This window comes from Streptococcus parasanguinis (assembly GCF_047463195.1).
In the GTDB taxonomy this organism is placed as follows: domain Bacteria; phylum Bacillota; class Bacilli; order Lactobacillales; family Streptococcaceae; genus Streptococcus; species Streptococcus parasanguinis_R.
On record NZ_JASHEI010000004.1, the window covers coordinates 158,789 to 183,264 of the forward strand.

General features: G+C 43.9%; 23 protein-coding genes. 18 read left to right on the forward strand and 5 right to left on the reverse strand.

Going from position 1 to position 24,476, the window contains the following annotated elements; genetic code table 11:
- Nucleotide 1: 1 nt before the first annotated feature.
- Nucleotides 2-772, forward strand: coding sequence for a hypothetical protein (locus QM870_RS05015; RefSeq protein ID WP_195189349.1), 771 nt, complete (start codon nucleotides 2-4; stop codon nucleotides 770-772).
- A 222-nt stretch (nucleotides 773-994) separates the two neighbouring features.
- On the opposite strand, the gene QM870_RS05020 is transcribed toward QM870_RS05015, so the two are convergent.
- Both QM870_RS05020 and gdhA read right to left on the reverse strand, forming a co-directional pair.
- The gene (locus tag QM870_RS05020; RefSeq protein ID WP_070659438.1) at nucleotides 995-1,312 is read right to left on the reverse strand and encodes a hypothetical protein; all 318 of its coding nucleotides are present in this window, start codon (nucleotides 1,310-1,312) and stop codon (nucleotides 995-997) included.
- Between the two features lie 281 nt (nucleotides 1,313-1,593).
- Complete coding sequence (gdhA, locus tag QM870_RS05025) at nucleotides 1,594-2,940, reverse strand: NADP-specific glutamate dehydrogenase (RefSeq protein WP_049485485.1); 1,347 nt, start codon at nucleotides 2,938-2,940, stop codon at nucleotides 1,594-1,596.
- A 299-nt stretch (nucleotides 2,941-3,239) separates the two neighbouring features.
- Between gdhA and QM870_RS05030 the strand changes: the two genes are divergently transcribed.
- The 15 genes from QM870_RS05030 to QM870_RS05100 all read left to right on the forward strand — a co-directional run bounded on the left by QM870_RS05030 (nucleotide 3,240) and on the right by QM870_RS05100 (nucleotide 20,202).
- Nucleotides 3,240-4,175: a dihydroorotate oxidase gene (locus tag QM870_RS05030; protein WP_049474144.1), complete on the forward strand. Its 936-nt coding sequence runs from the start codon at nucleotides 3,240-3,242 to the stop codon at nucleotides 4,173-4,175.
- Between the two features lie 124 nt (nucleotides 4,176-4,299).
- Complete coding sequence (locus tag QM870_RS05035; protein ID WP_367998127.1) at nucleotides 4,300-4,656, forward strand: helicase BlpT; 357 nt, start codon at nucleotides 4,300-4,302, stop codon at nucleotides 4,654-4,656.
- Nucleotides 4,657-4,930: 274 nt separating this feature from the next.
- On the forward strand, nucleotides 4,931-5,866 hold the full coding sequence (msrB, locus tag QM870_RS05040) for a peptide-methionine (R)-S-oxide reductase MsrB (protein ID WP_414368869.1): 936 nt from the start codon (nucleotides 4,931-4,933) through the stop codon (nucleotides 5,864-5,866).
- A gap of 431 nt (nucleotides 5,867-6,297) precedes the next feature.
- Complete coding sequence (locus QM870_RS05045; RefSeq protein ID WP_155167305.1) at nucleotides 6,298-7,641, forward strand: CapA family protein; 1,344 nt, start codon at nucleotides 6,298-6,300, stop codon at nucleotides 7,639-7,641.
- Between the two features lie 3 nt (nucleotides 7,642-7,644).
- Entirely contained in the window at nucleotides 7,645-9,309 is a 1,665-nt protein-coding gene (locus QM870_RS05050) for a MutS-related protein (RefSeq protein ID WP_155124638.1), read from the forward strand.
- A gap of 22 nt (nucleotides 9,310-9,331) precedes the next feature.
- Nucleotides 9,332-10,048: a DUF554 domain-containing protein gene (locus QM870_RS05055; protein WP_070675372.1), complete on the forward strand. Its 717-nt coding sequence runs from the start codon at nucleotides 9,332-9,334 to the stop codon at nucleotides 10,046-10,048.
- 310 nt (nucleotides 10,049-10,358) lie between these two features.
- Entirely contained in the window at nucleotides 10,359-10,937 is a 579-nt protein-coding gene (locus tag QM870_RS05060; protein WP_023919112.1) for an HD domain-containing protein, read from the forward strand.
- Nucleotides 10,938-11,073: 136 nt separating this feature from the next.
- Nucleotides 11,074-11,922: an HAD family hydrolase gene (locus tag QM870_RS05065; protein WP_257738890.1), complete on the forward strand. Its 849-nt coding sequence runs from the start codon at nucleotides 11,074-11,076 to the stop codon at nucleotides 11,920-11,922.
- Nucleotides 11,923-12,555 (forward strand): SGNH/GDSL hydrolase family protein, encoded by a 633-nt coding sequence (locus QM870_RS05070; protein ID WP_414368873.1) that lies wholly within the window; start codon nucleotides 11,923-11,925, stop codon nucleotides 12,553-12,555.
- Nucleotides 12,556-12,975: 420 nt separating this feature from the next.
- Nucleotides 12,976-13,371 (forward strand): CopY/TcrY family copper transport repressor, encoded by a 396-nt coding sequence (locus tag QM870_RS05075; protein ID WP_414368875.1) that lies wholly within the window; start codon nucleotides 12,976-12,978, stop codon nucleotides 13,369-13,371.
- An 18-nt stretch (nucleotides 13,372-13,389) separates the two neighbouring features.
- A complete protein-coding gene (locus tag QM870_RS05080; RefSeq protein ID WP_070675360.1) occupies nucleotides 13,390-13,761 on the forward strand; it encodes a cupredoxin domain-containing protein in 372 nt (123 codons plus the stop codon).
- 10 nt (nucleotides 13,762-13,771) lie between these two features.
- On the forward strand, nucleotides 13,772-15,994 hold the full coding sequence (locus tag QM870_RS05085) for a heavy metal translocating P-type ATPase (protein WP_070665605.1): 2,223 nt from the start codon (nucleotides 13,772-13,774) through the stop codon (nucleotides 15,992-15,994).
- 348 nt (nucleotides 15,995-16,342) lie between these two features.
- The gene (gene spxB, locus QM870_RS05090; protein ID WP_223345297.1) at nucleotides 16,343-18,118 is read left to right on the forward strand and encodes a pyruvate oxidase; all 1,776 of its coding nucleotides are present in this window, start codon (nucleotides 16,343-16,345) and stop codon (nucleotides 18,116-18,118) included.
- A 108-nt stretch (nucleotides 18,119-18,226) separates the two neighbouring features.
- Nucleotides 18,227-18,574: a VOC family protein gene (locus QM870_RS05095; protein WP_023919094.1), complete on the forward strand. Its 348-nt coding sequence runs from the start codon at nucleotides 18,227-18,229 to the stop codon at nucleotides 18,572-18,574.
- 188 nt (nucleotides 18,575-18,762) lie between these two features.
- A complete protein-coding gene (locus QM870_RS05100) occupies nucleotides 18,763-20,202 on the forward strand; it encodes a 6-phospho-beta-glucosidase (protein WP_414368878.1) in 1,440 nt (479 codons plus the stop codon).
- A 114-nt stretch (nucleotides 20,203-20,316) separates the two neighbouring features.
- On the opposite strand, the gene QM870_RS05105 is transcribed toward QM870_RS05100, so the two are convergent.
- Nucleotides 20,317-20,580, reverse strand: coding sequence for a hypothetical protein (locus tag QM870_RS05105; protein WP_414368880.1), 264 nt, complete (start codon nucleotides 20,578-20,580; stop codon nucleotides 20,317-20,319).
- A gap of 473 nt (nucleotides 20,581-21,053) precedes the next feature.
- Here QM870_RS05105 and QM870_RS05110 point away from each other — a divergent pair, with 473 nt between their 5' ends.
- Nucleotides 21,054-21,743 (forward strand): response regulator transcription factor, encoded by a 690-nt coding sequence (locus QM870_RS05110; protein ID WP_031574616.1) that lies wholly within the window; start codon nucleotides 21,054-21,056, stop codon nucleotides 21,741-21,743.
- A complete protein-coding gene (locus tag QM870_RS05115; protein WP_223345295.1) occupies nucleotides 21,743-22,630 on the forward strand; it encodes a sensor histidine kinase in 888 nt (295 codons plus the stop codon). Before QM870_RS05110 ends, QM870_RS05115 begins: the two co-directional genes overlap by 1 nt.
- Nucleotides 22,631-22,650: 20 nt before the next feature.
- Here the strand turns inward: QM870_RS05115 and QM870_RS05120 are convergent, their stop codons facing one another.
- Together QM870_RS05120 and QM870_RS05125 are read right to left on the reverse strand one after the other, a co-directional pair.
- Nucleotides 22,651-23,403, reverse strand: a complete 753-nt coding sequence (locus QM870_RS05120) for an ABC transporter permease (RefSeq protein ID WP_021153840.1) — start codon at nucleotides 23,401-23,403, stop codon at nucleotides 22,651-22,653.
- Between the two features lie 54 nt (nucleotides 23,404-23,457).
- Nucleotides 23,458-24,366, reverse strand: a complete 909-nt coding sequence (locus tag QM870_RS05125; RefSeq protein WP_070505273.1) for an ABC transporter ATP-binding protein — start codon at nucleotides 24,364-24,366, stop codon at nucleotides 23,458-23,460.
- Nucleotides 24,367-24,476 lie beyond the last annotated feature (110 nt).

The following is a 24,476-nucleotide window of genomic DNA, read 5'->3' on the forward strand; positions in this document are numbered from 1 at the left end:
TATGTATAATAAAATAATTAGTGTTACAAAGACTCATGCGTACATTTTGTTAAATTCAGATGAGACATTGAAAATTCCATTAAGCGAACTAGATTTTAAGCCTAAAGTAAAAGATAAGGTAGAAATATATCGTTCTAAAGAAAAAATTTATGTGACAAAGTTAAAAACTTCTTCAAAAAAATGGCCGTACATCTTTTTATCTGTTATTTTTATTACAATTTGTTGTTCACTTATTTTATTTTCTACTTTAAAAAAACATGGTGAGGAAAATAATATTACAGAGTCAAAAGTGAGTAATCGAAATTCATTTCGAAATAAAAATTCCCATTCAAACAAACCAAGTACTGCATCGTCAAAAGAAGATGGAACTTCAATTTCGGAATCTTCATCTTTATTAAATTCATCTTCGCAATCTTCACAACAGGAATCTTCAGTTTCAAGTACATCAAGTCAAACTTTAGGTTCATCATCTCAACAATCTTCATCAACAGGTAATTTTTCAGGAGTTGTAGGCACTTGGGAGAATGCCAACGGATTAAGGATTGTTTTTGATGAGAATGGATTAGTTAATGGTGGAACTGTTATTAGTTCAGGTCAACATAATGGCATAACGTCATATAATGTAAGTGCAGGCACATCAGGCTACGCTATTTCGTTCTATCCAGCAGGGACTTCCCTACCTTATGTTAATTCTGATATTAACAGAGACCGGATAATAGCTGGTCAAGTTGCTCCATCGAGTGAAAATGAAGTTTTTTATCGAATAAATTAATTTATGAACCAATTTTTTATATTTTTTAACACAAAAAAGAGGCTGGGACAAAAGTCCTAGCCTCTCAATTATTTTTGGATTGTCGATCAAGACGCAGTGGTTGAGTGGGCTCTACTACGCTGATTTCATCAGCTTTTACAGCACTACTCAACTGTGCGGAGGTGGGACGACGAAATCGAATTCTAACGAATTACCGATTTCTGTCCCACTCTCTTTTTTAGTCTATTTTAAGTGGCAGTATTTGAAATCCAGCTTTTTAATCTGGTCCCAATTTTTTCGAGCTTCTGGTGGCAAGACGATGAGTTGCTGGCGCAACATAGTCGTGATTTCGAGATTTAAGGATTCGATCGGGAGGGCAATGGCTACGGAACTTTTTGCCCTCTGGATCTTGTCCATGCAATATTCAATATGATGGCAAGCTGCGCCGGTCTGTGATTGACGGCTAGATGCGATTTCTTGTCGCATATTGGAGAGTAATTGGACCAATTCAGACTTAAGGAATTTGATCGTATCTGATTTTTCTTGAGCTAAAAGAAACATAAGCACACCTCCTTTTGCTATAGTTTAATACTAATTTATTAAAAATGCAAGGGGATAAAGTAAAAAAAATAAAATTTTTTTAGAAAAAGATACAGAAAAAGAGATGGCTCAAATCTCTCACCACTAATGATGGTTAAGATTCCTTTCTTTAAAAATGATTTTCCTCCCTTGGGACCAATTGTCCTTAAAGAGATCAGTAGCTACAAAAAACTCCTGAAAAACACTGGTTTCAGGAGTTGAGAGGCTTTGACCCGAAGGTCTCAAAGAAAAATATCGATTGATTATACAAGACCTTGTGCAATCATCGCGTTTGCGACATTTTCAAAGGCAGCGATGTTGGCACCTGCAAGGTAATCTTTACCAAGTCCGTAAGTTTCTGCAGTTGTTTTAGCAGTGTTGAAGATGTTGGTCATGATGTCTTTCAAACGTCCGTCCACTTCTTCGCGTGTCCATGAAAGACGTTGGCTGTTTTGGCTCATTTCAAGAGCAGATACAGCAACCCCACCAGCATTGGCTGCTTTAGCAGGTCCGTAAAGGATACCATTTTCTTTGTATACGTTGATGGCATCGATGTTACTTGGCATGTTTGCTCCTTCAGAGACAACTTTCACACCTTGAGCGACCAAACGTTTAGCAGCATCGCCATCGATTTCATTTTGAGTTGCACATGGAAGAGCGATGTCATAGTTACCAGCGTAAGTCCATACAGAACCTTCGTAGTATGTAGCAGTTGGTTTTTCAGCAGCGTATTCAGTCAAACGAGCACGACGTTTTTCTTTCACGTCTGTAAGAAGGTCGAAGTCAATACCGCTCTCGTCGATCACGTAACCGTTTGAATCAGATACAGAGATAACAGTTGCACCAAGTTCAGTTGCTTTTTGAAGAGCGTATTGGGCAACGTTACCAGAACCTGAGATCACGACTTTCTTACCAGTAAAGCTGTCGCCGTTAGCTTTGAGCATTTCTTCAGTGTAGTAAACCAAACCATAACCAGTTGCTTCTGGACGGATCAAGCTACCACCAAAACCAAGAGGTTTACCAGTCAAGACACCAGCATCAAATTGGCGAAGGCGTTTGTATTGACCGTAAAGGTATCCGATTTCACGTCCACCAACCCCGATATCACCAGCTGGGACATCAAGAGAAGGACCGATGTGCTTTTGCAATTCAGTCATGAAGCTTTGGCAGAAACGCATCACTTCAGCGTCAGTTTTTCCTTTAGGATCGAAGTCAGATCCACCTTTACCACCGCCGATAGGAAGACCAGTCAAGACGTTTTTGAAGATTTGTTCGAATCCGAGGAATTTCAAGATCCCTTGGTTAACAGTTGGATGGAAACGAAGACCACCTTTGTAAGGACCTACAGCAGAGTTGAATTGAACACGGTATCCACGGTTTACTTGGATGTTTCCTTCACGGTCAACCCAAGGAACACGGAAGGAAATCACGCGTTCTGGCTCAGTGATACGGGCCAAGATGTTTTCTTCAATGTATTCTGGATGTTTTTCAAATACAGGCTCCAAAGTGCTGAGGAACTCTTCAACAGCTTGAAGGAATTCAGCTTCATGGCCGTTACGAGCTTTTACAGTTTCGAAGGTACTTTGGATATATTCTTTAGCAGTTGTCATGTTAATTCTCCTTTGTGAATGAAACGAAAACCAGCAAACCCGCTAGGGGATTGGCTTTGAGACAGTTGACAAACAATGTCACGTTTTATTACATGGATCATTATAGCAGACTTTTTTTGGCTTGTAAAGAAAAAAGTTGAATTTTCTGAAAATTTTATCGTGACTAGGAAAGTCCGAATGTTTGGAAGAATTTTTAGCTTTGATTGTCCGGAAGCTTCCAAGTGATGGTATAATGAAAGAAGAAAATATAGAGCATCCCGAACGATTCTGTTGGTGGTGTTTCAAAAAAGGAGTACAAGATGGTATCGACAAAGACGCAAATTGCTGGTTTTGAATTTGACAACTGCTTGATGAATGCGGCAGGTGTAGCCTGTATGACCACTGAGGAATTAGAAGAAGTGAAGAACTCAGCTGCGGGAACCTTTGTGACCAAGACAGCGACCTTAGAATTCCGTGCTGGTAATCCAGAGCCACGCTACCAAGATGTGCCGCTTGGTTCGATCAATTCGATGGGGCTACCTAACCAAGGGTTGGACTATTATTTGAATTACTTATTGGAGTTGCAAGAAACGGATCCTGACCGGACCTTCTTCTTATCTCTCGTCGGCATGTCTCCTGAAGAAACTCATACCATCTTGAAAAAGGTGCAAGACAGTGATTTTAAAGGCTTGACAGAGTTGAACTTATCCTGTCCCAATGTCCCTGGGAAACCTCAGATTGCCTATGATTTTGATACGACTGACCGGATCTTGTCTGAGGTTTTTGCTTATTTCACCAAACCTCTAGGGATCAAGTTGCCACCTTATTTTGATATCGTTCATTTTGATCAAGCAGCAGCGATCTTTAACAAATACCCGCTCAAGTTTGTCAATTGCGTCAATTCGATCGGAAATGGCCTCTACATTGAGGATGAATCCGTGGTGATTCGTCCTAAGAACGGCTTTGGTGGGATTGGTGGAGAATACATCAAACCAACGGCTCTTGCCAATGTCCATGCTTTTTACCAACGTCTGAATCCAGAAATTCAGATTGTGGGGACAGGGGGTGTCTTGACTGGTCGCGATGCCTTTGAACATATCCTTTGTGGGGCTAGTATGGTGCAAATCGGAACGACACTCCATAAAGAAGGAGTAGGAGCTTTTGAACGCATCACTGCGGAGCTCAAAGCCATCATGGAAGAAAAAGGCTACCAAAGTCTAGAAGACTTCCGTGGGAAATTGCACTACATTGACTAATCTTTCGAAAAGAACTTCCTCAAGTGGAAACTTGGGGAAGTTTTTTATGGTTTCTCGTCAAGAGAAATCATTCTGTTCCTAGTTTTAGGGATTTTCCATTTTTATAGAGAGAAAAAGGTGTACAATGGAGGTGAAAAGGAAGGTGATTTATATGGAAGAAAGGGATGTGATTCAAGAGGCAAGAACGACGATCACCCTTCTTCAAACAGCCTTTTCTAAAGGATTCACCCCCAGTCCAGATGCCCTTCGGTTTCGAGAGAATCTAGATCAGATGTTGAAAGGTTTACGAAAGGCTAGGCGGGTTGACAATCGTCTGTTGATTGAGTTAGAAAAGTTTTATCAGACCGCCAGTTTATTGATTGGTCTGGGTGGGCTAGCTTTGAACGAAGAGGCCTTTCAAGCTTGGCGAGCTTATGATCACTGGCATTACGAGGTTGTGAAACCTCAGTTACAGGTCTACGGACCGACGGTGGTGTTGTAGTTGATACTAGCCTGGTGCTTGTCCACAGATATTCAGAGGAGGTGTTGGTCATGGTAGTCCTTCATGATTTTCTACATCAGTTAACCCTATCGTTTTGGAATTTTTATTACTCGCTCTTTTTTTTATTTGAAAAATAAGAAGGATTGAATCCCTTTTACATATAGTAGAAGGGATTTTTGATGCAGAATCCTTGAAAATCTGAGGCTCTTGGATTATGATGGAGCTAATAGTAAGAAGCGTTCCTTGTAGGGAATGCAGGAAGCGAGGAAAAAAGATGGCAGAGATTTATTTAGCAGGTGGCTGTTTTTGGGGCTTAGAGGAATATTTTTCACGGATCCCTGGTGTAGAACAGACGACGGTGGGCTATGCCAATGGCCAGGTAGAAACGACCAACTACCAACTGATCAAGGAAACGGATCACGCAGAGACTGTACAAGTCATCTACGATCCAGATAAAATCACCCTACGGGCGATTCTGCTCTACTATTTCCGGGTGATCGATCCCTTGTCCGTTAACAAGCAGGGAAATGATCGAGGACGCCAATATCGAACCGGTGTCTATTATACAGACGAGGCAGATCGTGAGGTGATTGCCCAAGTGTTTGCGGAAGAAGAGAAGCAACTGGGCCGCAAAATAGCGGTTGAGCTAGAACCTTTGCGCCACTACATCCTAGCTGAGGACTACCACCAAGACTACCTCAAGAAGAATCCTGGAGGCTATTGCCATATCGATGTGACGGATGCTGAGCAGCCCTTGATTGATCCAGCAGCTTATCAGAAGCCAGATCAAGAAATCCTAAAGGCGAAACTGACAGCAGAGCAGTACCAAGTCACTCAAGAAAGCGCGACGGAACGTCCTTTCCACAATGCCTATGATCAGACCTTTGAAGAGGGGATCTATGTGGACATTACGACTGGGGAGCCTCTCTTCTTTGCCAAGGATAAGTTTGCTTCTGGCTGTGGATGGCCAAGTTTCTCTCGTCCCATTGCCAAAGATGTTATCCACTATTACCAAGATCAAAGCCACGGTATGGAGCGGATCGAAGTTCGTTCCCGCTCAGGCAATGCCCATCTAGGCCATGTCTTCACAGATGGACCAAAAGACCAAGGAGGTCTTCGCTATTGTATCAATTCGGCCTCTTTGCGCTTTATTCCAAAAGAGGAAATGGAGCAAGAAGGTTATGGATATTTGTTAAATGCTTTGGAATAAGTAGGTCTTTCTCGCAGATCGAAAAACGGAGTTTATGATGAAAAATAGAAATTTGTGGCGAATGATTTTTACGCTTTCAGCTATGGTAACTCTGATTGGATTAGGATTTACTGCCTATAATCATTTTATATTCCATCAACCTTTTATGAATTGGACGACAAAAGGGTTACTTTCGGCCTTTTTCCTAAGTCTTGTCATGGTTGCAATCAGCTTGTCCAAATCAAACGATAAGAAGTGATGATCGATCATTTACATGAATCCATCAACTGTGCAGGAGCAGGACGATGAAGCGTTTCTAAACAATAGCGCTTCTGTCCTGCTCTCTTTTTTCTCTTCTTAAAAATTGTGATACAATGAAGAGAAAGTATTTCAATGACAGCTCAATTTGTTGGCGGATCATTGGAGAAACTAGGTACGAAGAAGAGGTAGGAATGTTAGAGAAGTTGGAGAGTGTGAAAGGGACCATCAAAACGATGGGGAAAGAGCTATCGGCGGCCTTTGATTGGGCTTTTGATCGTCTCTTTTCAAAGATTCAGCTGACCAATGAACAGTTTGTCTATGTGCTCTTGTCAGTCGTTTTTATCGTGGCCAATGCCATCTTGTGGGTGCAAAAGTTCCAAGGCTTTCCGATCACCGCAACCGAACGGCCAGAGGTTGTGTACAAGGCCAAGACACCGGCTGATCAGATTCCTCATACAGCTCGGATCATGGCCAATGGAGATCAGCTCTATCATGATCTGGTCTATATGAGTGCACAAAAAGAAGATGGGACCTATGATTTTCATGAAAATTATGAGTATGTCAAACCCTGGCTACAAAAAGCGGATCTGGCCTTGGGCGATTTTGAGGGAACCATTAACCCGAATTATTATTTGTCAGGTTATCCTCTCTTTAATGCGCCGAGCGAAGTCGTACCAGCCATCAAGGATGCTGGTTATGATGTCATGGATTTGGGACACAACCATATCTTGGATTCCGGTCTAGAAGGGGTCTATTCGACAGCCAAGGCCTTTGAAGATGCAGGCATCACACCTGTCGGTGTCTACACGCATGAAAAGAGAGGACAAGCTCCCTTGGTGATCAAGGAAGTGAATGGCATCAAGATTGCTATTCTAGCCTATGCTTACGGCTTTAATGGGATGGAAACGACCCTCACTCCAGAGGAGCAAGCAGATGTCTTGTCTGATTTGGATGAAGAGCGGATGAAGGCGGAGATCCAAAAGGCAGAGCAAGAGGCCGATATCACCATTGTCATGCCCCAGATGGGAATCGAGTACCAGTTGGAGCCGACAGAAGAGCAAAAAGAGCTCTACCACAAGATGGTTTCTTGGGGGGCTGATATTGTCTTTGGCGGGCATCCCCATGTTGTAGAGCCTGCTGAAGTGGTCAATAAAGATGGTCAAAACAAGCTTATCATCTACTCAATGGGGAATTTCCTGTCCAATCAGCGTCTGGAAACCATGGGAGATGTGGAGACTGCTCAATGGACAGAGCGAGGGGTCTTGATGGATGTGACCATTGAAAAGGTTGGCCGCAAGACAAAGATCAAGACAGCTACTGCTCATCCAACCTGGGTCAGTCGGACTCTGAAGGGCACCTATTCTCCTGAAGGTTATGAGTTGTACAAGTACCAGACCTATATTTTGGAAGATTTTATCCAGGGTGGCAAATACCGCGACAAGCTGGATGAGGAGACCAAGGAGAGAGTGGACACGGCTTACCGAGAAATGAAGGAACATGTTCACTTGGACTGGCCTCAGAGTGGAAAGGAATAGAGCATGGAAGGAAATGTGAACTGGATCCCGCTTGGGATCCTAGGATTGATCGTGGTGATTTGGGCAACCAAATTTCTTTCGGCCATCCGCCTCAAGCAAAAGCTGAAGAAGGCTTGGGATGGAGCTCCTTTCTTTCGCAAGAAAGATACAGAAGAAAGTTTGATAGACAGTCTGGCTTATCCGGCTAAGGGACAGACGATCGACAGCCAAGTGGATGATCAGACCTGGCATGATTTGGCTTTGGATGCGGTCTTTGATCAGCTCAACTATACCCAATCGAGCCTTGGAGCAGAGGCTCTCTATCAAAAAATGCGCCTGCTGGAATTCCAACCTCAGGACCAGCTTCATGACTTAGAAGCCTTCTTTGAAGAGCATCCGGATTTGCGCCTCAAGGTCCAGGTCATTTTCAACCAACTGGGCAAGAAGAACCACAACATGGCGCGAAGCATTGTCGCAAATCCCGGCAAGCATTATGCAGGTTTGCCCATCTATCTAGTCTTGGCCTGTCTTCCTATTGTCTGTCTCTTTGCCATCCCCTTTGAGCCAGTCGGGGCCATTACCCTCTTGGTGATCAGTGTGGTCTTTAATATTGTCTTTTCGAGTTTGCGCAATTGGTCCAATAAAATCCGTCTGGACAATGTTAGCTATCTGGTCCGCATCTTTGCTTCGGCAGAACGCTTGAGCCATCTAGCCTTGCCACAACAAGAAGAACTCAAGCAGGCAGTCAAACCCTTTAAGAAAACGCGGATCCTTGCCAGTGTCTTGCAGAGTCCAACGGGGACTTCGGAAATGGAAATTATTCTCCTCTACCTCAATGTCCTCTTTTTACTCCCGCAGATCGCTCAGGTTTATATTTACAATCAGGTGAAAGCTCATCAAAAAGAGGCCCAGAAGCTTCTGGATCTCCTTGGAGAGATGGAAGTCGCCATTAGTCTCTTGCGCCATAAGCGGGATCTAGAAGTGGTCTGCCAGCCAGTCTTTACAGAGACGGGTGGCATTGAGGGCGAGACGCTCTATCATCCTTTGCTGTCCAATCCGATTGCGAATGATGTGCATTTTCAGAAAAATATGGTCATCAGTGGGGACAATGCCTCCGGGAAATCGACCTACCTGAAAACTGTCGCCATCAATGCCATTCTGGCTCAAGGGTTAGGCTTTGCCTATGGAGAAAAATTAGCCCTTCCCTATGGTCATGTGCTAACGGCTATGGATGTGAGCGATGACATTGAAGTTGGAGATAGTTACTTCATCACCGAAAGTAAAGCTATTTTACGTATGATTCAGCATCTGAAAAAGCCTGGTTTTCACTATTTCTTTATTGACGAGCTCTTTAAGGGGACCAATACCATCGAGCGGATCGGATCAGGCCTTGGGATTGTCCGCTGGTTAGCTGCCCAAAACTGTCTCTACATGATTTCCAGCCATGATATTGAGCTGGTCGCAGCCTCCGGTGAAGTCAATGATAATTACCATTTTGACAGTCGCTATGTGGATGGCAAGATCGTCTTTGACTACCAGATCAAGCCAGGGTCAGCCGTGACCAAGAATGCGGTCAATACGCTAGAAAGCCTGCATTATCCAGAGGAGATTACGCAAACAGCCAAGGACTTGATTGACCAGTATGAAGAGACGGGCCACTGGTCTTTGAAAGAAATTGAAAAAGAATGAAAATGAACGAAGGAGTTTGTAAATGATCGGTTTAGGGACCTTCTATAATGCCTTAGGGGTCGTATTTGGTGGGCTTTTAGGATTGCTCATCGGTCAACGTTTGTCAGAAGATTTTCATGAGACCCTTCTGAAAGTGACGGGAGTTGCTGTATTTGTCTTGGGCATCGCAGGGACCTTGGAAAAGATGCTGGTGGTGCATGGAAGTCATGTGGAAAGTCACGGCAGTATGATGTTGATTCTGAGTCTAGTGATCGGGACCGTTATCGGGGAACTCTTGAAGATTGAGGAGGGCTTTGAGCGACTGGGAACCTGGCTAAAGGAAAAGACGGGCAACCAAGGCGATACCAGCTTTGTCGATGCCTTTATGACCACGGCCTTGACCATTTGTATCGGGGCTATGGCGGTGGTCGGAGCTGTCCAGGATGGCCTGACGGGTGACACCTCAACCTTGTTGGCCAAGGCTATTCTCGATATGGTTATCGTTCTAGTCTTGACCGTTTCAAAAGGAAAGGGCGCAATCTTTGCGGTGGTACCACTCGTGATCCTTCAAGGTTTGATCACGCTGTTGGCTCATTTGATCGCACCGATCATGACTCCACAAGCCCTTTCGAATCTGTCACTAGTTGGCTCCAGCCTCATTCTCTGTGTAGGGATCAATCTCATCTGGGGTAAACGGATCAAGGTCGCCAATCTCCTTCCAGCAGTGCTGATTGCCATTATTTGGGCTTTTGTTGGGTGAAAAATAGAAGCTAAGCAGTAGTTTCAGATTTAAGACAAAGTCATATTAAAAACTTTCCTTAGGTGAGTACGGACGTCAGCGAACTTCTAAGAAGTTCCATGACTAATTATTGAGCCTAAGGTCTCAATAATTCCGAGTGCCTGAAACGTTATTGTTTCAGGCACTTTTCTCACAACGGAAAGTTTCTAAGATGATTTTGTATCCAATCTGAATTATTTTCCTTTTCTTTTGCAAATACGGGAATTCATTTATGGAAAACCTGATTTTTGGTATGATAGTCGTAATTTCGAATAGGGAGGTTGGAGTCGCCATGAGTGATTTGAATCAGACAGTTGAATTTATTAAAGAAATAGAGAAATTGAAGTCAGTAACAAGGTTTAATAGAACTCTTGATGGACGGTTTGAAAATAGTGCCGAGCATTCTTGGCAGGGTGCGATAGCTGCGATGGTTCTGCAAGATTATTATCCTGAAAAATTGAATATGGAAAAGGTGATTTCTATGTTACTGATCCATGATTTAGGTGAGATTTATGCCGGAGATACTTGGGTGTTTGATGATGAAAAAAAGCTTCATGCTCATGATAGAGAGCTAGCATCTATAGAAAAAACAATGAGCCTTCTTCCAGAAGTAACATATGTGAGTATGAAAAATTCGTGGTTGGAGTTTGAAAAAGAGCAGAGTCCTGAGGCAAGATATGCAAGAGTGATTGACGCATTGGTACCACTGATCAATCACTTGGAAGTGTCAGAAGTCGATTATAATCCCGATCATATCCGTTCAGAGATGGTATTAGAAAAGAAAAAGTTCATAAAAAGTGAATCCAAAGAGTTGTGGAAACTGACGGAAGAGTTAATTCAGGAAAGTGTGGAGAAGGGCTTATATTCATAAGATCCCTTGGCCATCAGTAGCAACCTTCAGCCCAAGAGGAAGCCACCTGTTTTCGCGGGTGGTTTTGACTTGCTTGATCTGTGGTATAATGGAACCAGATAATTTACACCCTTTGAAAGGGAAAAGGTTAGATTGTATGATTAAGTTGATTGCTACAGATATGGATGGAACCTTATTAGATGAGCGAGGAGAGGTGGATCTTCCGCGTCTGGAAAGGCTTTTGGACCACTTGGATCAAAAAGGGATTCGCTTTGTCATTGCGACGGGAAATGAAATCCATCGCATGCGCCAGCTCTTGGGTCCTTTGGTCAAACGGGTGACTCTAGTCGTAGCCAACGGAGCTCGGATTTTTGAAGATGATCAGATGATTCTAGGAAAATTCTGGGATCGAGAACTAGTAGAGGCGGTTCTTGCTTATTTTAAGGGGCGGGAAATTTCAGACCAGCTGGTTGTGTCAGCTGTCAATGGTGGCTTTGTCAAGGAAGGAACGGTCTTTACAGAAGTTGAGAAATTCATGCAGCCAGAAGTGATTGAAGCCTTGTACAAGCGGATGAAGTTTGTTCCGGAATTGACAGCAGATCTATTTGATCAGGTGCTTAAAATGAGCTTGGTGGTTGGCTTAGATCGTCTCGATCAAGTGAGCCAAGAAGTCCAGCGGGCTTTTGGAGATCAGCTGATGGCGGTTTCGAGCGGTTTTGGCAGCATGGATCTCTTACAAGCAGGCATTCACAAGGCTTGGGGTCTGGCTCAATTAATGGAGATGTGGCAGCTTGATGCCAGCCAGGTCATGGCCTTTGGGGATAGCGGAAACGACATCGAAATGCTTGAAATGGCGGGTCACTCCTATGCTGTGGCTAATGCAGAAGAAGCTGTCAAAGCTGTCGCCAATCATCTAGCGCCTAGCCATCAAGAAGGCGGTGTCTACCAGGTGATCGAAGAGTATCTAGGATTGACCCCCTGGGAACAAGTGAAGGGAGAGAAATAGATGGCGGTACAACTGTTAGAAGACTGGCTCTTAAAGGAGCAGGAGAAGATCGTAACAACCTATCGGGAGCTCAATCAAGCCCCTCTGAAGGAGCCTGGTTTGATCTTTATCGGAGACTCCATCGTGGAGTATTTCCCCATTCATGAACTATTACAAAGTCCCAAACACATGGTCAATCGAGGAGTACGAGGCTATAAGACGGATCTTCTTCGTAAACATCTAGACGCCCATGTCTTTGGAACGGCGGTGGATCAGATCTTTCTCTTGATCGGGACCAATGATATCGGAAAAGAAATTCCTCAAAAGGAAACCTTAGACAATGTAGAAGCGGTCTTACAAGCAATTATGAGGGACTTTCCGCTGACCCACATCAACCTGATCTCGGTTTTACCGGTGAGTCAAGAAGAGCGCTACAAACAAAAGGTCTATGTGCGGACCAATGAAAAAATTCAGGCCCTCAACCAGGCCTATCGCGAATTGGCCCAGGCCTACCACCAGGTCAGCTATATTGATGTGTATTCGTCTTTATTGGATGAAAAGAGGCAGTTGGCAGAAGCCTATACGACAGATGGCCTCCATTTAAATGTAGCCGGTTACCGCATCCTAGCCCAAGCTCTGCAGGAGACATTATAGAGACAAAAATAGGAGCGAAAAAAGCCCAATCAGACAAATCTTCAAAGAAAAATTTCAGATCGAAGATAAAGTCTTCTTAAAAACTTTCCTTAGGTGAGTACGGACGTCAGCGAACTTCTTTGAAGTTCCATGACTTAGTTTTGGACCTAAGGTTCCAAAACTCCCGAGTGCTAGAAACAATAGTGTTTCTAGCACTTTTCTCACGGCGGAAAGTTTCAGGAAATATTTGAATGGTTCTTATAATTGATATCAATTCTATTTCTTTTTAGATTTCCTTAGATGATTTTTTGTAAAAACAGATTGTCACCCTTCCTCTATTTCCAAGAGGAAAATTTTTTGTCTTTTTGGTTGACAAATGTAAATCTTAGGAGTAGAATAACACCATAAGATTTACAAATGTAGATTTAGAAAGGAGAGGCCATGCAAATTTCCAATGCGGAATGGCGTATCATGAAGATTATCTGGATGGAAGGCAAGCAGACCAGCACGGATTTGATCGCAGTCTTGTCCGAGCGCTTTGACTGGTCCAAGTCGACGATCAAGACCCTCTTGATGCGCTTGGTAGAAAAGGGGTGCTTGACTAGAGAAAAATCTGGTAAAGCCTTTGTCTACTCGGCTCTGTTGACGCAGGACCAGAGTTTAGACTTGGTCGTTGAGGATGTGAAGGACAAGGTTTGCTCCAAAAGGATTGTCCAGGTGCTTGAAAACTTGATTCAGGCGAGTGACTTTACGCTAGCAGATCTTAATCAGCTGCAGCAGGTCCTTGAAGATAAGAAAGCGGAGGCTGTCGAAACAGTCCCTTGCAATTGTATGTAATAGAAAGAAGGAAATTCAATGTTTGGATTATTGATTAGTATTGTTTGTTTACTTGTGGTTGTCTTTATTGCTTGGTGGTTCTTTGCAGAACATGAAAAGATGAGTGACCATGCTCGTCAAAAATCAGGTTATCAAGAAATTGAAGTCGAAGTCATGGGGGGCTATTCGCCTGAAACCATTGTCCTGAAAAAGAATGTTCCAGCCCGGATCATCTTTAACCGCAAGGATCCCTCTTCATGTCTTGACCAAGTGGTCTTTCCAGACTTTGGGGTGCATGAAGATTTGCCTTTGGGTGAAAAACATGTCATTGAAATTACGCCAGAAAAAGCGGGCGAATATGGGTATTCATGTGGTATGAACATGATGCATGGTCACATGATTGTGGAATAAAGGAGTAGGTATGGCAGAAAAACAAAAAGCAGTTGTGGAAAACGGAGTGCAAAAGATCCGTATTACAGCAGAGAAGGGCTATAGTCCCAAAGAATTTCAACTTCAAAAAGGGATTCCTGCTGAAATCACCTTCCATCGGGTCAATCCATCCGGCTGTTACAAGGAGATTTTGTTTGAAGATCAGGGAATTTTAGAACCTTTGGAAGTTGGTGTGGATAAGGTCATTTCCTTTACCCCAACAGAAACAGGGGACTTTGAGTTCTCTTGTGGAATGAAGATGCAAAAGGGTTCCTACACGGTTGTGGAAAAACGCCGTCGTGTCTTGAGTTTGCTGGATCGTTTTTGGATCACCAGTATCTTCACCTTGCCGTTATTGATCTTGATGATTGGGATGGTAGCAGGTTTTGTGTCGCATCCAGTTAGTCACTGGGGGACCTTTATCGCGACAACGCCGATTATGCTAGTGGCAGGTGTGCCGTTTATCAAGAGTGCCTGGGCCTCATTTAAGAAGCACCATTCCAATATGGATACCTTGGTAGCTCTTGGAACCCTGGTAGCCTATGTCTATAGTGTATTTGCCCTTTTTACTGGTCAGCCAGTATACTTTGAGGCTGCGGGTTTTATCATCTTCTTTATCCTCTTAGGGCAAATCTTTGAGGAACGGATGCGTAACAATGCCTCCGAGGCTGTGGAAAAGTTGTTGGATTTGCAGGCAAAAACGGCTCAAGTTCTCCGTGATGGGAACTATGTCGAGGTGGCGGCAGAAGATATCCAAATTGATGACTTGATTCGGGTCCGTCCTGGGGAAAAGATCGCGGTTGATGGGACGATTGTAGAAGGAAGTACGACCATTGATGAGTCGATGGTGACAGGTGAAAGCTTGCCTGTGGAAAAATCAGTTGGTGATGCAGTTATCGGCTCCACTATCAACAGCAATGGGACCATTCTCTTTAAGGCTGAAAAAGTCGGTAGTGAGACCCTCTTATCTCAAATTGTGGACTTTGTCAAAATGGCCCAATCCAGTCGTGCTCCTATTCAAGATTTGACGGATAAGATTTCAGGTATCTTTGTTCCAGTGGTGACGATTTTGGCCATTGCGACTTTCTGGGTTTGGTCCGTGCTTCTGGGTGCGTCGCTTCAAGAGGCCATGCTCTACGCAGTCTCTGTCCTCATTATTGCCTGTCCTTGTGCCCTTGGTTTAGCAACCCCAACAGCTCTGATGGTCGGAACCGGCCGTAGTGCCAAGATGGGGGTTCTGATTAAAAATGGAACAGTTCTTCAAGAAGTGCAAAAGATTCAAACCGTTGTGTTTGATAAGACAGGGACTATTACCATTGGCCAACCACTTGTAACCGATGTTGTAGGAGATGAAGCGCGTGTCTTGACACTGGCTGCTAGTCTTGAAACTTTTTCAGAACATCCCCTAGCGCAAGCGGTTTTATCACGAGCAGAAGAAAAAGGTTTGGTGCTAACCCCTGTGGAAAACTTCCAAGCGATTGAAGGAAAAGGGGTCCAAGGTCAGATCGACCAGCAGTTGGTGACCTTGGGAAATGGCAAACTTCATGACGGGACAGCGATGGATCCGGAGCTTGAAAAACGGATGGTAGAGTTGCAAGAGCAGGCCAAAACAGTGATCAGTTTGTCTGTGGATGGGCAAGTGATTGGCTTGATTGCCATTCAAGATGCTCCGAAGGCCAGCTCAAAAGAAGCGATCAAAAAGCTCAAAGAACGGGGCTTGAAAACGGTCATGTTAACAGGGGATAATGAACGGGTGGCCCAAGCTATTGCTAAGCAAGTGGGAATTGACACCGTGATTGCTGATGTCCTTCCTCAAGAAAAAGCCAGCGCCATCCAAAAACTGCAAGAAAGTAGTAAGGTAGCCTTTGTTGGAGATGGGATCAATGATGCTCCAGCTCTCTCGATCGCGGATGTGGGGATCGCTATGGGATCTGGAACGGATATTGCGATCGAGTCCGGTGGCATCGTGCTCACGCAAAATGATTTGCTTGGCGTTGTGCGCGCCTTTGACATGAGTCAAAAGACCTTCCGCCGGATCTTGCTCAATCTATTCTGGGCCTCTATCTACAATATCCTTGGAATTCCAATTGCTGCTGGAGTCTTTGTAGGACTGGGATTGACCCTCAATCCAGAACTAGCAGGTCTTGCCATGGCCCTTAGTTCTTTGTCTGTTTTGACTAGCTCTCTGCTCCTCAATGTCGCGAAGATTGATTAAAGAAAATAAGAAGTGGTACAGAATTCTGTATCACTCTTTTTCTCTTTTTCCTAGAACGACAAGGAAAAGGGATAGGTATAAAACTATAGTAAAATACCCTATTGTAGGATAGTTTGTGAAAATTTCTCAAAAAGAGGATCTGTTATGGAATAGGGATTGAGCATCTCTGAGCAGATCCTTATACATGTGAATCTCTTTGTGATAAATTAATACTGTAATCGTTTTGTAAATCGTTTTCATGAGAAAAGTCAGAAAAAACTCATTTTCAAGGCGAGATGATCGCAAAGATGAAGTAGAAGCGCTATGCTGCATTTTAAGGGATCAAAATAGAATTAAAGGAGAGTTAGAATGACTCAAGGGAAAATTACTGCATCTGCAGCAATGCTTAATGTATTGAAAACATGGGGCGTAGATACGATCTACGGTATCCCATCTGGAACACTTAGCTCACTGATGGACGCTTTGGCTGAAGACAAAGATATCCGTTTCTTGCAAGTTCGTCACGAAGAAACTGGTGCTCTTGCAGCGGTTATGCAAGCTAAATTTGGTGGCTCTATCGGGGTTGCAGTTGGTTCAGGTGGACCTGGTGCGACTCACTTGATCAATGGTGTTTACGATGCAGCTATGGATAACACTCCATTCCTTGCTATCCTTGGATCACGTCCAGTTAACGAATTGAACTTGGATGCCTTCCAAGAATTGAACCAAAACCCAATGTACAACGGTATCGCTGTTTACAACAAACGTGTAGCTTACGCAGAACAATTACCAAAAGTAATCGACGAAGCTTGCCGTGCTGCCGTTTCTAAAAAAGGTCCAGCCGTTGTTGAAATTCCAGTAAACTTTGGTTTCCAAGAAATCGACGAAAACTCTTACTACGGATCAGGTTCTTATGAACGTCACTTTATCGCTCCTGCCTTGAACGAAGTGGAAATCGATAAAGCTGTTGAAATCTTGAACAATGCTGAACGCCCAGTGATCTACGCTGGTTTCGGTGGAGTTGGTGCGGGTGATGTGATCACTGAATTGTCTCGTAAAATTAAAGCACCAATCATCACAACTGGTAAAAACTTCGAGGCCTTCGAATGGAACTACGAAGGTTTGACAGGTTCTGCTTACCGTGTTGGTTGGAAACCAGCCAACGAAGTGGTCTTTGAAGCAGACACTGTTCTTTTCCTTGGTTCAAACTTCCCATTTGCTGAAGTTTACGAAGCCTTCAAGAACACTGAAAAATTCATCCAAGTCGATATCGACCCTTACAAACTTGGTAAACGTCATGCCCTAGACGCTTCAATTCTTGGTGATGCAGGTCAAGCAGCGAAAGCAATCCTTGATAAAGTGAATCCAGTTGAATCTACTCCATGGTGGCGTGCAAACGTGAAGAACAACCAAAACTGGCGTGATTACATGAACAAACTCGAAGGTAAAACTGAGGGTGAATTGCAATTGTATCAAGTTTACAATGCTATTAACAAATACGCTGACGAAGATGCGATCTACTCAATCGACGTCGGTGACACTACTCAAACATCTACTCGTCACCTTCACATGACACCTAAGAACATGTGGCGTACATCTCCACTCTTTGCGACAATGGGGATCGCCCTTCCTGGTGGTATTGCTGCTAAGAAAGACAATCCAGATCGCCAAGTATGGAACATCATGGGTGACGGTGCATTCAACATGTGCTACCCAGACGTTATCACAAACGTTCAATACGATCTTCCAGTTATCAACGTTGTCTTCTCAAATGGTAAATATGCCTTCATCAAGGACAAATACGAAGACACAAACAAACACTTGTTTGGTTGTGACTTCCCTAATGCTGACTATGCGAAAATCGCTGAAGCTCAAGGTGCTGTAGGATTCACTGTAAACCGTATCGAAGACATCGACGCAGTCGTTGCTGAAGCTGTTAAATTGAACAAAGAAGGTAAGACAGTTGTCATCGATGCTCGCATCACGCAACACCGTCCACTTCCAGTAGAAGTTCTTGAGTTGGATCCAAAACAACACTCAGAAGAAGCCATCAAAGCCTTCAAGGAAAAATACGAAGCAGAAGAACTCGTACCATTCCGTCTCTTCTTGGAAGAAGAAGGGTTGCAATCACGCGCAATCAAATAATCCTGCTCGTCGAAAATCAAATGTAAATATTGTAGATTATATTCTTTGATTTTGTAGAGAGAAACTTAAAAGATCGGAGCAATCCGGTCTTTTTATGGAGGATAGTAAATGAATTTAAATCAGTTAGATATCATCGTTTCAAATGTTCCTCAAGTCTGTGCTAGCTTGGAACGTATCTTGGACAAAAAGGCGGACTATGTTGACCAAAATTTTGCTCAGTTCACGATTGGCAGTCACTGTCTCATGTTATCCCAAAACCATTTGATTCCTTTGGAAAACTTTCAGTCAGGAATCATTCTTCATATCGAGGTTGAGGATGTAGAGCAGAGCTACAAACGGTTGAAAGATCTTGGTATCCAGGTTTTAAACGGTCCAGTTGTAACCGATTGGGGAACCGAAAGCCTGCTAGTTAAAGGCCCAGCTGGTCTAGTGCTTGATTTTTATCGTATGAAGTAGGTAATTCTATTATCAAAAAATTTAAACGTTCTTGGAGTGGAATATAAACAGATCGGAGCAATCCGGTCTTTTTATGTTCCCAAGTGTAGGAGTTACCTTAAAATAGTATCAGTTTTTCATAGGATCTTGTAGGATTTTTTGGAAAGAGAAGGGTATAATAGAACTATCAAATCAAGTGAGGTAGAGAGATGACCGATAAACTTCAATTTCCAGATGGTTTCCTTTGGGGTGGGGCGACGGCTGCTAACCAGTGTGAGGGAGCTTATAATGAAGACGGCCGTGGCTTGGCTAATGTGGATGTAGTGCCGATTGGGCCTGATCGGCCCGCCATTATTACGGGTCAGAGAAAGATGTTCGACTTTGAAGAGGGCTATTTTTATCCGGCTAAGGATGGCATTGATATGTACCATCGCTACAAGGAAGACATTGCTCTCTTTGGGGAAATGGGCTTTAAAACCTATCGCTTGTCCATTGCCTGCTCTCGGATCTTCCCAAAAGGGGATGAACTGGAGCCAAACGAAGCGGGTCTCCAATTTTATGAAGATCTCTTTAAGGAGTGCCACAAGTACGGCATTGAACCCTTGGTGACCATTACCCACTTTGACTGTCCCATGCATTTGATTACTGAGTATGGTGGCTGGCGTAGTCGCAAGCTGTTGGAATACTACGAACGCCTCTGCCGAACGCTCTTCACTCGTTACAAAGGCTTGGTCAACTACTGGCTGACCTTTAATGAGATCAATATGATCCTCCATGCGCCTTTTATGGGAGCGGGCCTTTGCTTTGAAGAAGGGGAGAATGAGGAGCAGGTCAAATACCAGGCAGCTCACCATGAATTGGTCGCTTCAGCCATTGCTACCAAACTTGCCCATGAGATTGATCCTAACAATAAGGTGGGCTGTATGCTGGCGGCAGGGCAAAACTATCCGCATACCTGTGCTCCGAGAGATGTCTGGGCTGGTCTAGAAGAAGACCGCAAGAACTATTTCTTTATCGATGTGCAGGCGCGTGGGGAATACCCAAACTATGCTAAGAAAGAGTGGGAGCGTCAGGGAATTACGGTTGAGATGACCGAGCAGGACCTTCAATTATTGAAAGAGCATACGGTGGACTTTATTTCCTTCTCCTACTATGCTAGTCGGGTCGCTTCAGGTGATCCAGCTGAAAGGGAGAAAACAGCGGGCAATATCTTTGCCTCTCTGAAGAACCCCTACCTAGAAAGCTCGGAATGGGGGTGGCAGATTGACCCTCTTGGTCTCCGCATTACCCTCAATACCATCTGGGATCGTTATCAAAAGCCGATGTTTATCGTGGAAAATGGACTTGGTGCAGTGGATACTCCAGATGAAAATGGCTATGTAGCTGATGATTACCGGATTGACTACCTGGCTGCCCATGTCAAGGCCATGCGGGAGGCCATCAACGAAGATGGTGTTGTCCTCTGGGGCTATACGACTTGGGGCTGTATTGACCTGGTCTCTGCTGGGACTGGAGAAATGAAGAAACGCTACGGTTTTATCTATGTCGACCGGGACAACGAAGGCAAGGGAAGCTTGGCCCGCTCACGTAAGAAATCCTTCTATTGGTACAAAGAAGTCATTGCGACCAATGGGGCTTCTGTTAAATAAAAGTTTTCGGTACTTGCTCGCCAACTCTCTCCTATAAACGAAAAAGCTTAGAATCCCAACCACAAGTTGGGGTCCTAAGCTTTTTGTATGTAGTTTAGCCAAGTCATTACGGATTTACTGGTCGTAGTCTAAGACATTGTTTTCGATGACAAACTTAGATTCAGCGGAAATGTTGGCTTCTCCTAGCTGCAACTGCGAACTTCCGTCTGGTTTCATGATGTGCCACTGACCGTCCTTGTGGGCAAAGATAGCCTGAAATGTGACGTTATCACTCTTGTCTCGAATAGGTAGAACAAATGCTTGATCAGTATTCTCTAAGAGAATCTCTTCTTTTTTTTCAAAGTTATAGATATAAAATTGCCCAGTTCTTTGTCCCAAACCATGAAGTTCATCGACTTTTTGCCAATTCTCAAACTTATTCCGAACAAGGGATTCATTATAAATCTTGTTGAAGGTTTCGTTGCGTTTCTTCGTTTCTTCCTCGTCTAGTGTTTTCTGAAACTCTGCAACCTTTTTATTCGTTTGTATGGTTTGTCTGTTTTGCTCCCTGATTTGCTGGCGGTGGATGACTCACATCATTCTTGCAGCAACCCCCAGGATGACGAGAATGGATACAAGGCTGATTTTAGTTTTGGCATTATTTTTCATAGATGAGTCTCCCTATTGTGTCATTGGTCCTATTATACCTTTTGAAAGAAAGGATAGTCAAGTTCATCTTGTGATGACCTAACATGCAGATTTGCAGGGGGACTATAGGATTTTATCAGATTTTCATTGACGAAGGTCCCTTTATTTGATAGGCTAGAGGAATAGAAATGATTTGGAGTTCAAAGGAAAAAGGAGTGAGGCAAGTGGCACGAGTTTTATTAATCGAGGATAATAATGATATCCAAGAAATTTTATACAGTCTCTTAAGTGAAGACTATGAGGTCCTTCAGGCTTTTTCAGGTACAGAAGGGCTGCGGCTCTTCCAGCAAGAAAGCATTGATTTGGTCCTTCTCGATATCATGCTTCCAGGGAAAAATGGCGATCAGGTCCTGGAGGAGATCCGTTTGCAGAGTCAAGTGCCAGTCATCATGATGACCGCTCTTGGAGACAAACACCTCATTAGCCAGTATCTCCTTGCAGGTGCCAATGATTATATTGTCAAACCCTTTAATCTGGATGAAGTAGCAGCTCGAGTGACGGTGCAGCTGAGAAATCACGTCTCTCCGGCACAGGAAGCTCAAGCGTCGCAAAAGCTATCCTTTAAGAATCTGGTCCTGAATCCAGAAACCTTTGAACTGGAGTCTGGCGAACAGACGCTTCGCTTGGGCAAAAAAGAATTTCAAATTTTTGAGACCTTGCTGGCGCATCCAAAGAAGATTTTTACCAAAGAAGAGTTGTATGAAGCGGTCTGGGAAGAAGTCTATCTGCCTGGAGACAATACCCTCAATGCCCAACTGAGCAATCTCCGAAAGAAAATTGCCCAGCTTGATCCAGATGAGGACTATATTGAAACGGTCTGGGGCTTGGGTGTTCGCTTGAAAGGAGACAAGTAATGTGGGTTTTAGTTCTAATTCTTGTCGTCCTTGTCCTTTTCTTGGGTTTGGGCTATGCTCGCTTGCTTTCTGCCTTAAAGGATTTGCGGGAGCAGATTCAAAAGAAACTTCAAAGCGGAAGTGGGGTACGGCTGACCTCTCAGCTCTCAAAAAAAGAATTGGTCGCCTTGACCAAGCAGGTCAGTGATCTCTTTGATCAGATCGAGCGGACCAATCGGATTGCCTTTCAAGAGAAAAAGACCTTGGATATGGCCATCAGTAATATTGCTCACGATATTCGGACACCTTTGACCATTGCGTCGGGCTATACCCAACAAATCATTAAGGGTGGGACGCAGGAAGAGGAGAAGCTGAAGAAAATTGCTTCCAATCTTCAAGTCGTCTCAAAACGTTTGGAATCTCTCTTGGAATACAGACGCTTGATGGAGGGAGCTATTCAGCCTCGGATTTCAAACGTTAATCTCAGTCAAGTCTTAACCCAGCAGTTGTTCCAGTATTATGATAGCTTGTCTGAGGCGGGGATTACCTTAGAGGTAGAGCTAGAAGAGCATCTTCATTATGCTACGGATCCTGAGCTTTGGGAGCGCCTCTTGCAAAATATGCTCAGCAATGTCCTCAAACATGGAAAGGAGCAGGCGCGTTTGACCTTGATGTCGGACGCGGACACGATTCGGGTAGAGCTGCGCAATATTGTGCAACAACCGATCCAACATTTAGACCAACTGGCTAGTCGATTCTACTCTGAAAATCTGTCGGATACAGAAGAGTCTTCTGGCTTGGGTCTCTACATTATTCAAAATTTTGTAGAGATCTTGGGGGGCGACTTGCAACTGGCAACGGAGGCAGATTGGTTTGTTTTGACCATTACATTAAGAAAAAAGGCTTGAGCATTGCTCAAGCCTTTTTGTTATAAATCTTTGTGTTTAAAAGTAGCCAGTCCTAGGAAGCCGAAAACAAGGATGAATCCAAGGGCAATCGAGAGAGTGTTGTTCGTTGCTGTCGTACTTTGGACCATGGAATATTGGAATTCCAAGTTTAGATAGTGGAGAATGTCAATATCTTTAAAGAAAAGTGCAGGCAGGCTTAAGAGGATATTTCCAATGAAGTAGCCAACGAAGGCTAGGGTGATGGATTGGCTAGCGTAGAGGAGGAAGGAAATGATGCTGACCCAAGCCAAGGTGGAGAGGAACTGAATCAGCACGGTCAGTCCAAAATGAGCCAAGAAGTGTTCTGGCATGGTGCCAAGTCCATTGTAGAGGGTCGCGATCAAGAAGACGAGACCATAAGAAACGAGAAATTGGAAGAGCGCAATGGTTAGGACAACAGCACTTTTGGCAAAGTAGTAGCTGGTGCGCGAAACGCCATAGGCCAGGCTATTTTTGTATAAGTTTTGTGTTAAGTCTGTTCCCAGGACCAAGGTGATGACAATAATGGTAAATAGGATGGTCACACTGATGCTGGAAGAGTAGTTGGTCAAGGCTTTAAAGCCCGTCCAAACTTCGGTCGCTTGGGGTAATTTGGATTCCGTATTGACGCCGACGTGGCCGGTAGCTCCAAAGATGACTCCAGACAGGATGTTGAGAACGAGAATGGCTTCTGTAATCCAAAAACCTTTGGAGCGAAAAAGTCTGTAAAAATCAGCTTGAATGGTATGCAACATGATAAATCTCCTAAATGAAATATGTGGGATAAGTAAAACAAGACGGTGGTTTGACTAGTCTACCAAGTCCGTAAAGAATTTTTCCAGATCTTGGCGGGCATAGTAGATTTCGTCCACGTCAATATCTGCTTGAACGAGGGCTTTGACAATGACTTTAATATCGTGAGTCTGTCCGAAGATATGGATTTCTCCATCCTTATCGATGACCTTGATGCGGTGATGGAGTTGATCCTGAATCAGTTGACTCGCAAGGGCTAGCTGGCTAGTCTTGAGGATGATGTAGTCTTCTCCTTGTTCTTCGAATTCAGCCTTGCTAATTTCTTTGATCAGGCGTCCTTGGTCGACAATACCAAAGCGATTGGCAACCAGATAGAGTTCGGAGAGGATGTGACTGGAAATGAGGATGGTCATGCCGAGTTCATCATTGAGGCGTTTGATCATCTGACGGAATTCCTTGATTCCGACTGGATCAAGGCCATTGATGGGTTCGTCCAGAATAAGGAAATCTGGCTTAGCAATGAGAGCAATCGCAATTCCCAACCGTTGTTTCATTCCTAGTGAGAAGTCACGGAATTTCTTCTTACCCGTATTATTCAGGCCAACATAGTTCAGGGTTTCTTTGATGACCTGGTCGGGATTGGGGATATGGCGAGCCTTGCAATAGTAGACCAGGTTTTGATAAGCGGTCATATGCTTATGGGCCACGGGACTCTCAATGACGGATCCAACCCGTTTAAGCGCTTGGGTCCACTGGGAGCGATTTGTAGAAGCAAAGAGAGAGACGCTTCCATCAGTTTCTTGAATCAGCTGGGTGATGACCTTGATGAGGGTGGTTTTCCCTGCACCATTTTTGCCGATCAGGCCGTAGACGTCGCCTTTGCGAATGGTGAGATTCACATCATTTAAGGCGTATTGATGACCAAATTTTTTACTCAAATGGGAAATTTCTAATACTTTTTCCATGGTTTTCTCCTTCGTCCAAATGACTAGTTGTTTTCTTTACACTCTTAGTATACAGCTTGCTTTTCAAATAACTATCAAGCAATTCTCAAATATTTCTAAAAAAAGAGAGT

Bases quoted from the DNA above. Each gene is read 5' to 3' on its own strand.
- QM870_RS05020 (WP_070659438.1), bottom strand. From the start codon at position 1,312: ATGTTTCTTTTAGCTCAAGAAAAATCAGATACGATCAAATTCCTTAAG.
- QM870_RS05060 (WP_023919112.1), top strand. From the start codon at position 10,359: ATGAGTGATTTGAATCAGACAGTTGAATTTATTAAAGAAATAGAGAAA.
- QM870_RS05065 (WP_257738890.1), top strand. From the start codon at position 11,074: ATGATTAAGTTGATTGCTACAGATATGGATGGAACCTTATTAGATGAG.
- QM870_RS05095 (WP_023919094.1), top strand. From the start codon at position 18,227: ATGAATTTAAATCAGTTAGATATCATCGTTTCAAATGTTCCTCAAGTC.
- QM870_RS05115 (WP_223345295.1), top strand. From the start codon at position 21,743: ATGTGGGTTTTAGTTCTAATTCTTGTCGTCCTTGTCCTTTTCTTGGGT.
- QM870_RS05125 (WP_070505273.1), bottom strand. From the start codon at position 24,366: ATGGAAAAAGTATTAGAAATTTCCCATTTGAGTAAAAAATTTGGTCAT.
- QM870_RS05085 (WP_070665605.1), top strand. From the start codon at position 13,772: ATGGCAGAAAAACAAAAAGCAGTTGTGGAAAACGGAGTGCAAAAGATC.
- msrB (WP_414368869.1), top strand. From the start codon at position 4,931: ATGGCAGAGATTTATTTAGCAGGTGGCTGTTTTTGGGGCTTAGAGGAA.
- QM870_RS05035 (WP_367998127.1), top strand. From the start codon at position 4,300: ATGGAGGTGAAAAGGAAGGTGATTTATATGGAAGAAAGGGATGTGATT.
- QM870_RS05015 (WP_195189349.1), top strand. From the start codon at position 2: ATGTATAATAAAATAATTAGTGTTACAAAGACTCATGCGTACATTTTG.
- spxB (WP_223345297.1), top strand. From the start codon at position 16,343: ATGACTCAAGGGAAAATTACTGCATCTGCAGCAATGCTTAATGTATTG.
- QM870_RS05075 (WP_414368875.1), top strand. From the start codon at position 12,976: ATGCAAATTTCCAATGCGGAATGGCGTATCATGAAGATTATCTGGATG.
- gdhA (WP_049485485.1), bottom strand. From the start codon at position 2,940: ATGACAACTGCTAAAGAATATATCCAAAGTACCTTCGAAACTGTAAAA.
- QM870_RS05080 (WP_070675360.1), top strand. From the start codon at position 13,390: ATGTTTGGATTATTGATTAGTATTGTTTGTTTACTTGTGGTTGTCTTT.
- QM870_RS05070 (WP_414368873.1), top strand. From the start codon at position 11,923: ATGGCGGTACAACTGTTAGAAGACTGGCTCTTAAAGGAGCAGGAGAAG.
- QM870_RS05120 (WP_021153840.1), bottom strand. From the start codon at position 23,403: ATGTTGCATACCATTCAAGCTGATTTTTACAGACTTTTTCGCTCCAAA.
- QM870_RS05030 (WP_049474144.1), top strand. From the start codon at position 3,240: ATGGTATCGACAAAGACGCAAATTGCTGGTTTTGAATTTGACAACTGC.
- QM870_RS05050 (WP_155124638.1), top strand. From the start codon at position 7,645: ATGGAAGGAAATGTGAACTGGATCCCGCTTGGGATCCTAGGATTGATC.
- QM870_RS05055 (WP_070675372.1), top strand. From the start codon at position 9,332: ATGATCGGTTTAGGGACCTTCTATAATGCCTTAGGGGTCGTATTTGGT.
- QM870_RS05100 (WP_414368878.1), top strand. From the start codon at position 18,763: ATGACCGATAAACTTCAATTTCCAGATGGTTTCCTTTGGGGTGGGGCG.
- QM870_RS05045 (WP_155167305.1), top strand. From the start codon at position 6,298: ATGTTAGAGAAGTTGGAGAGTGTGAAAGGGACCATCAAAACGATGGGG.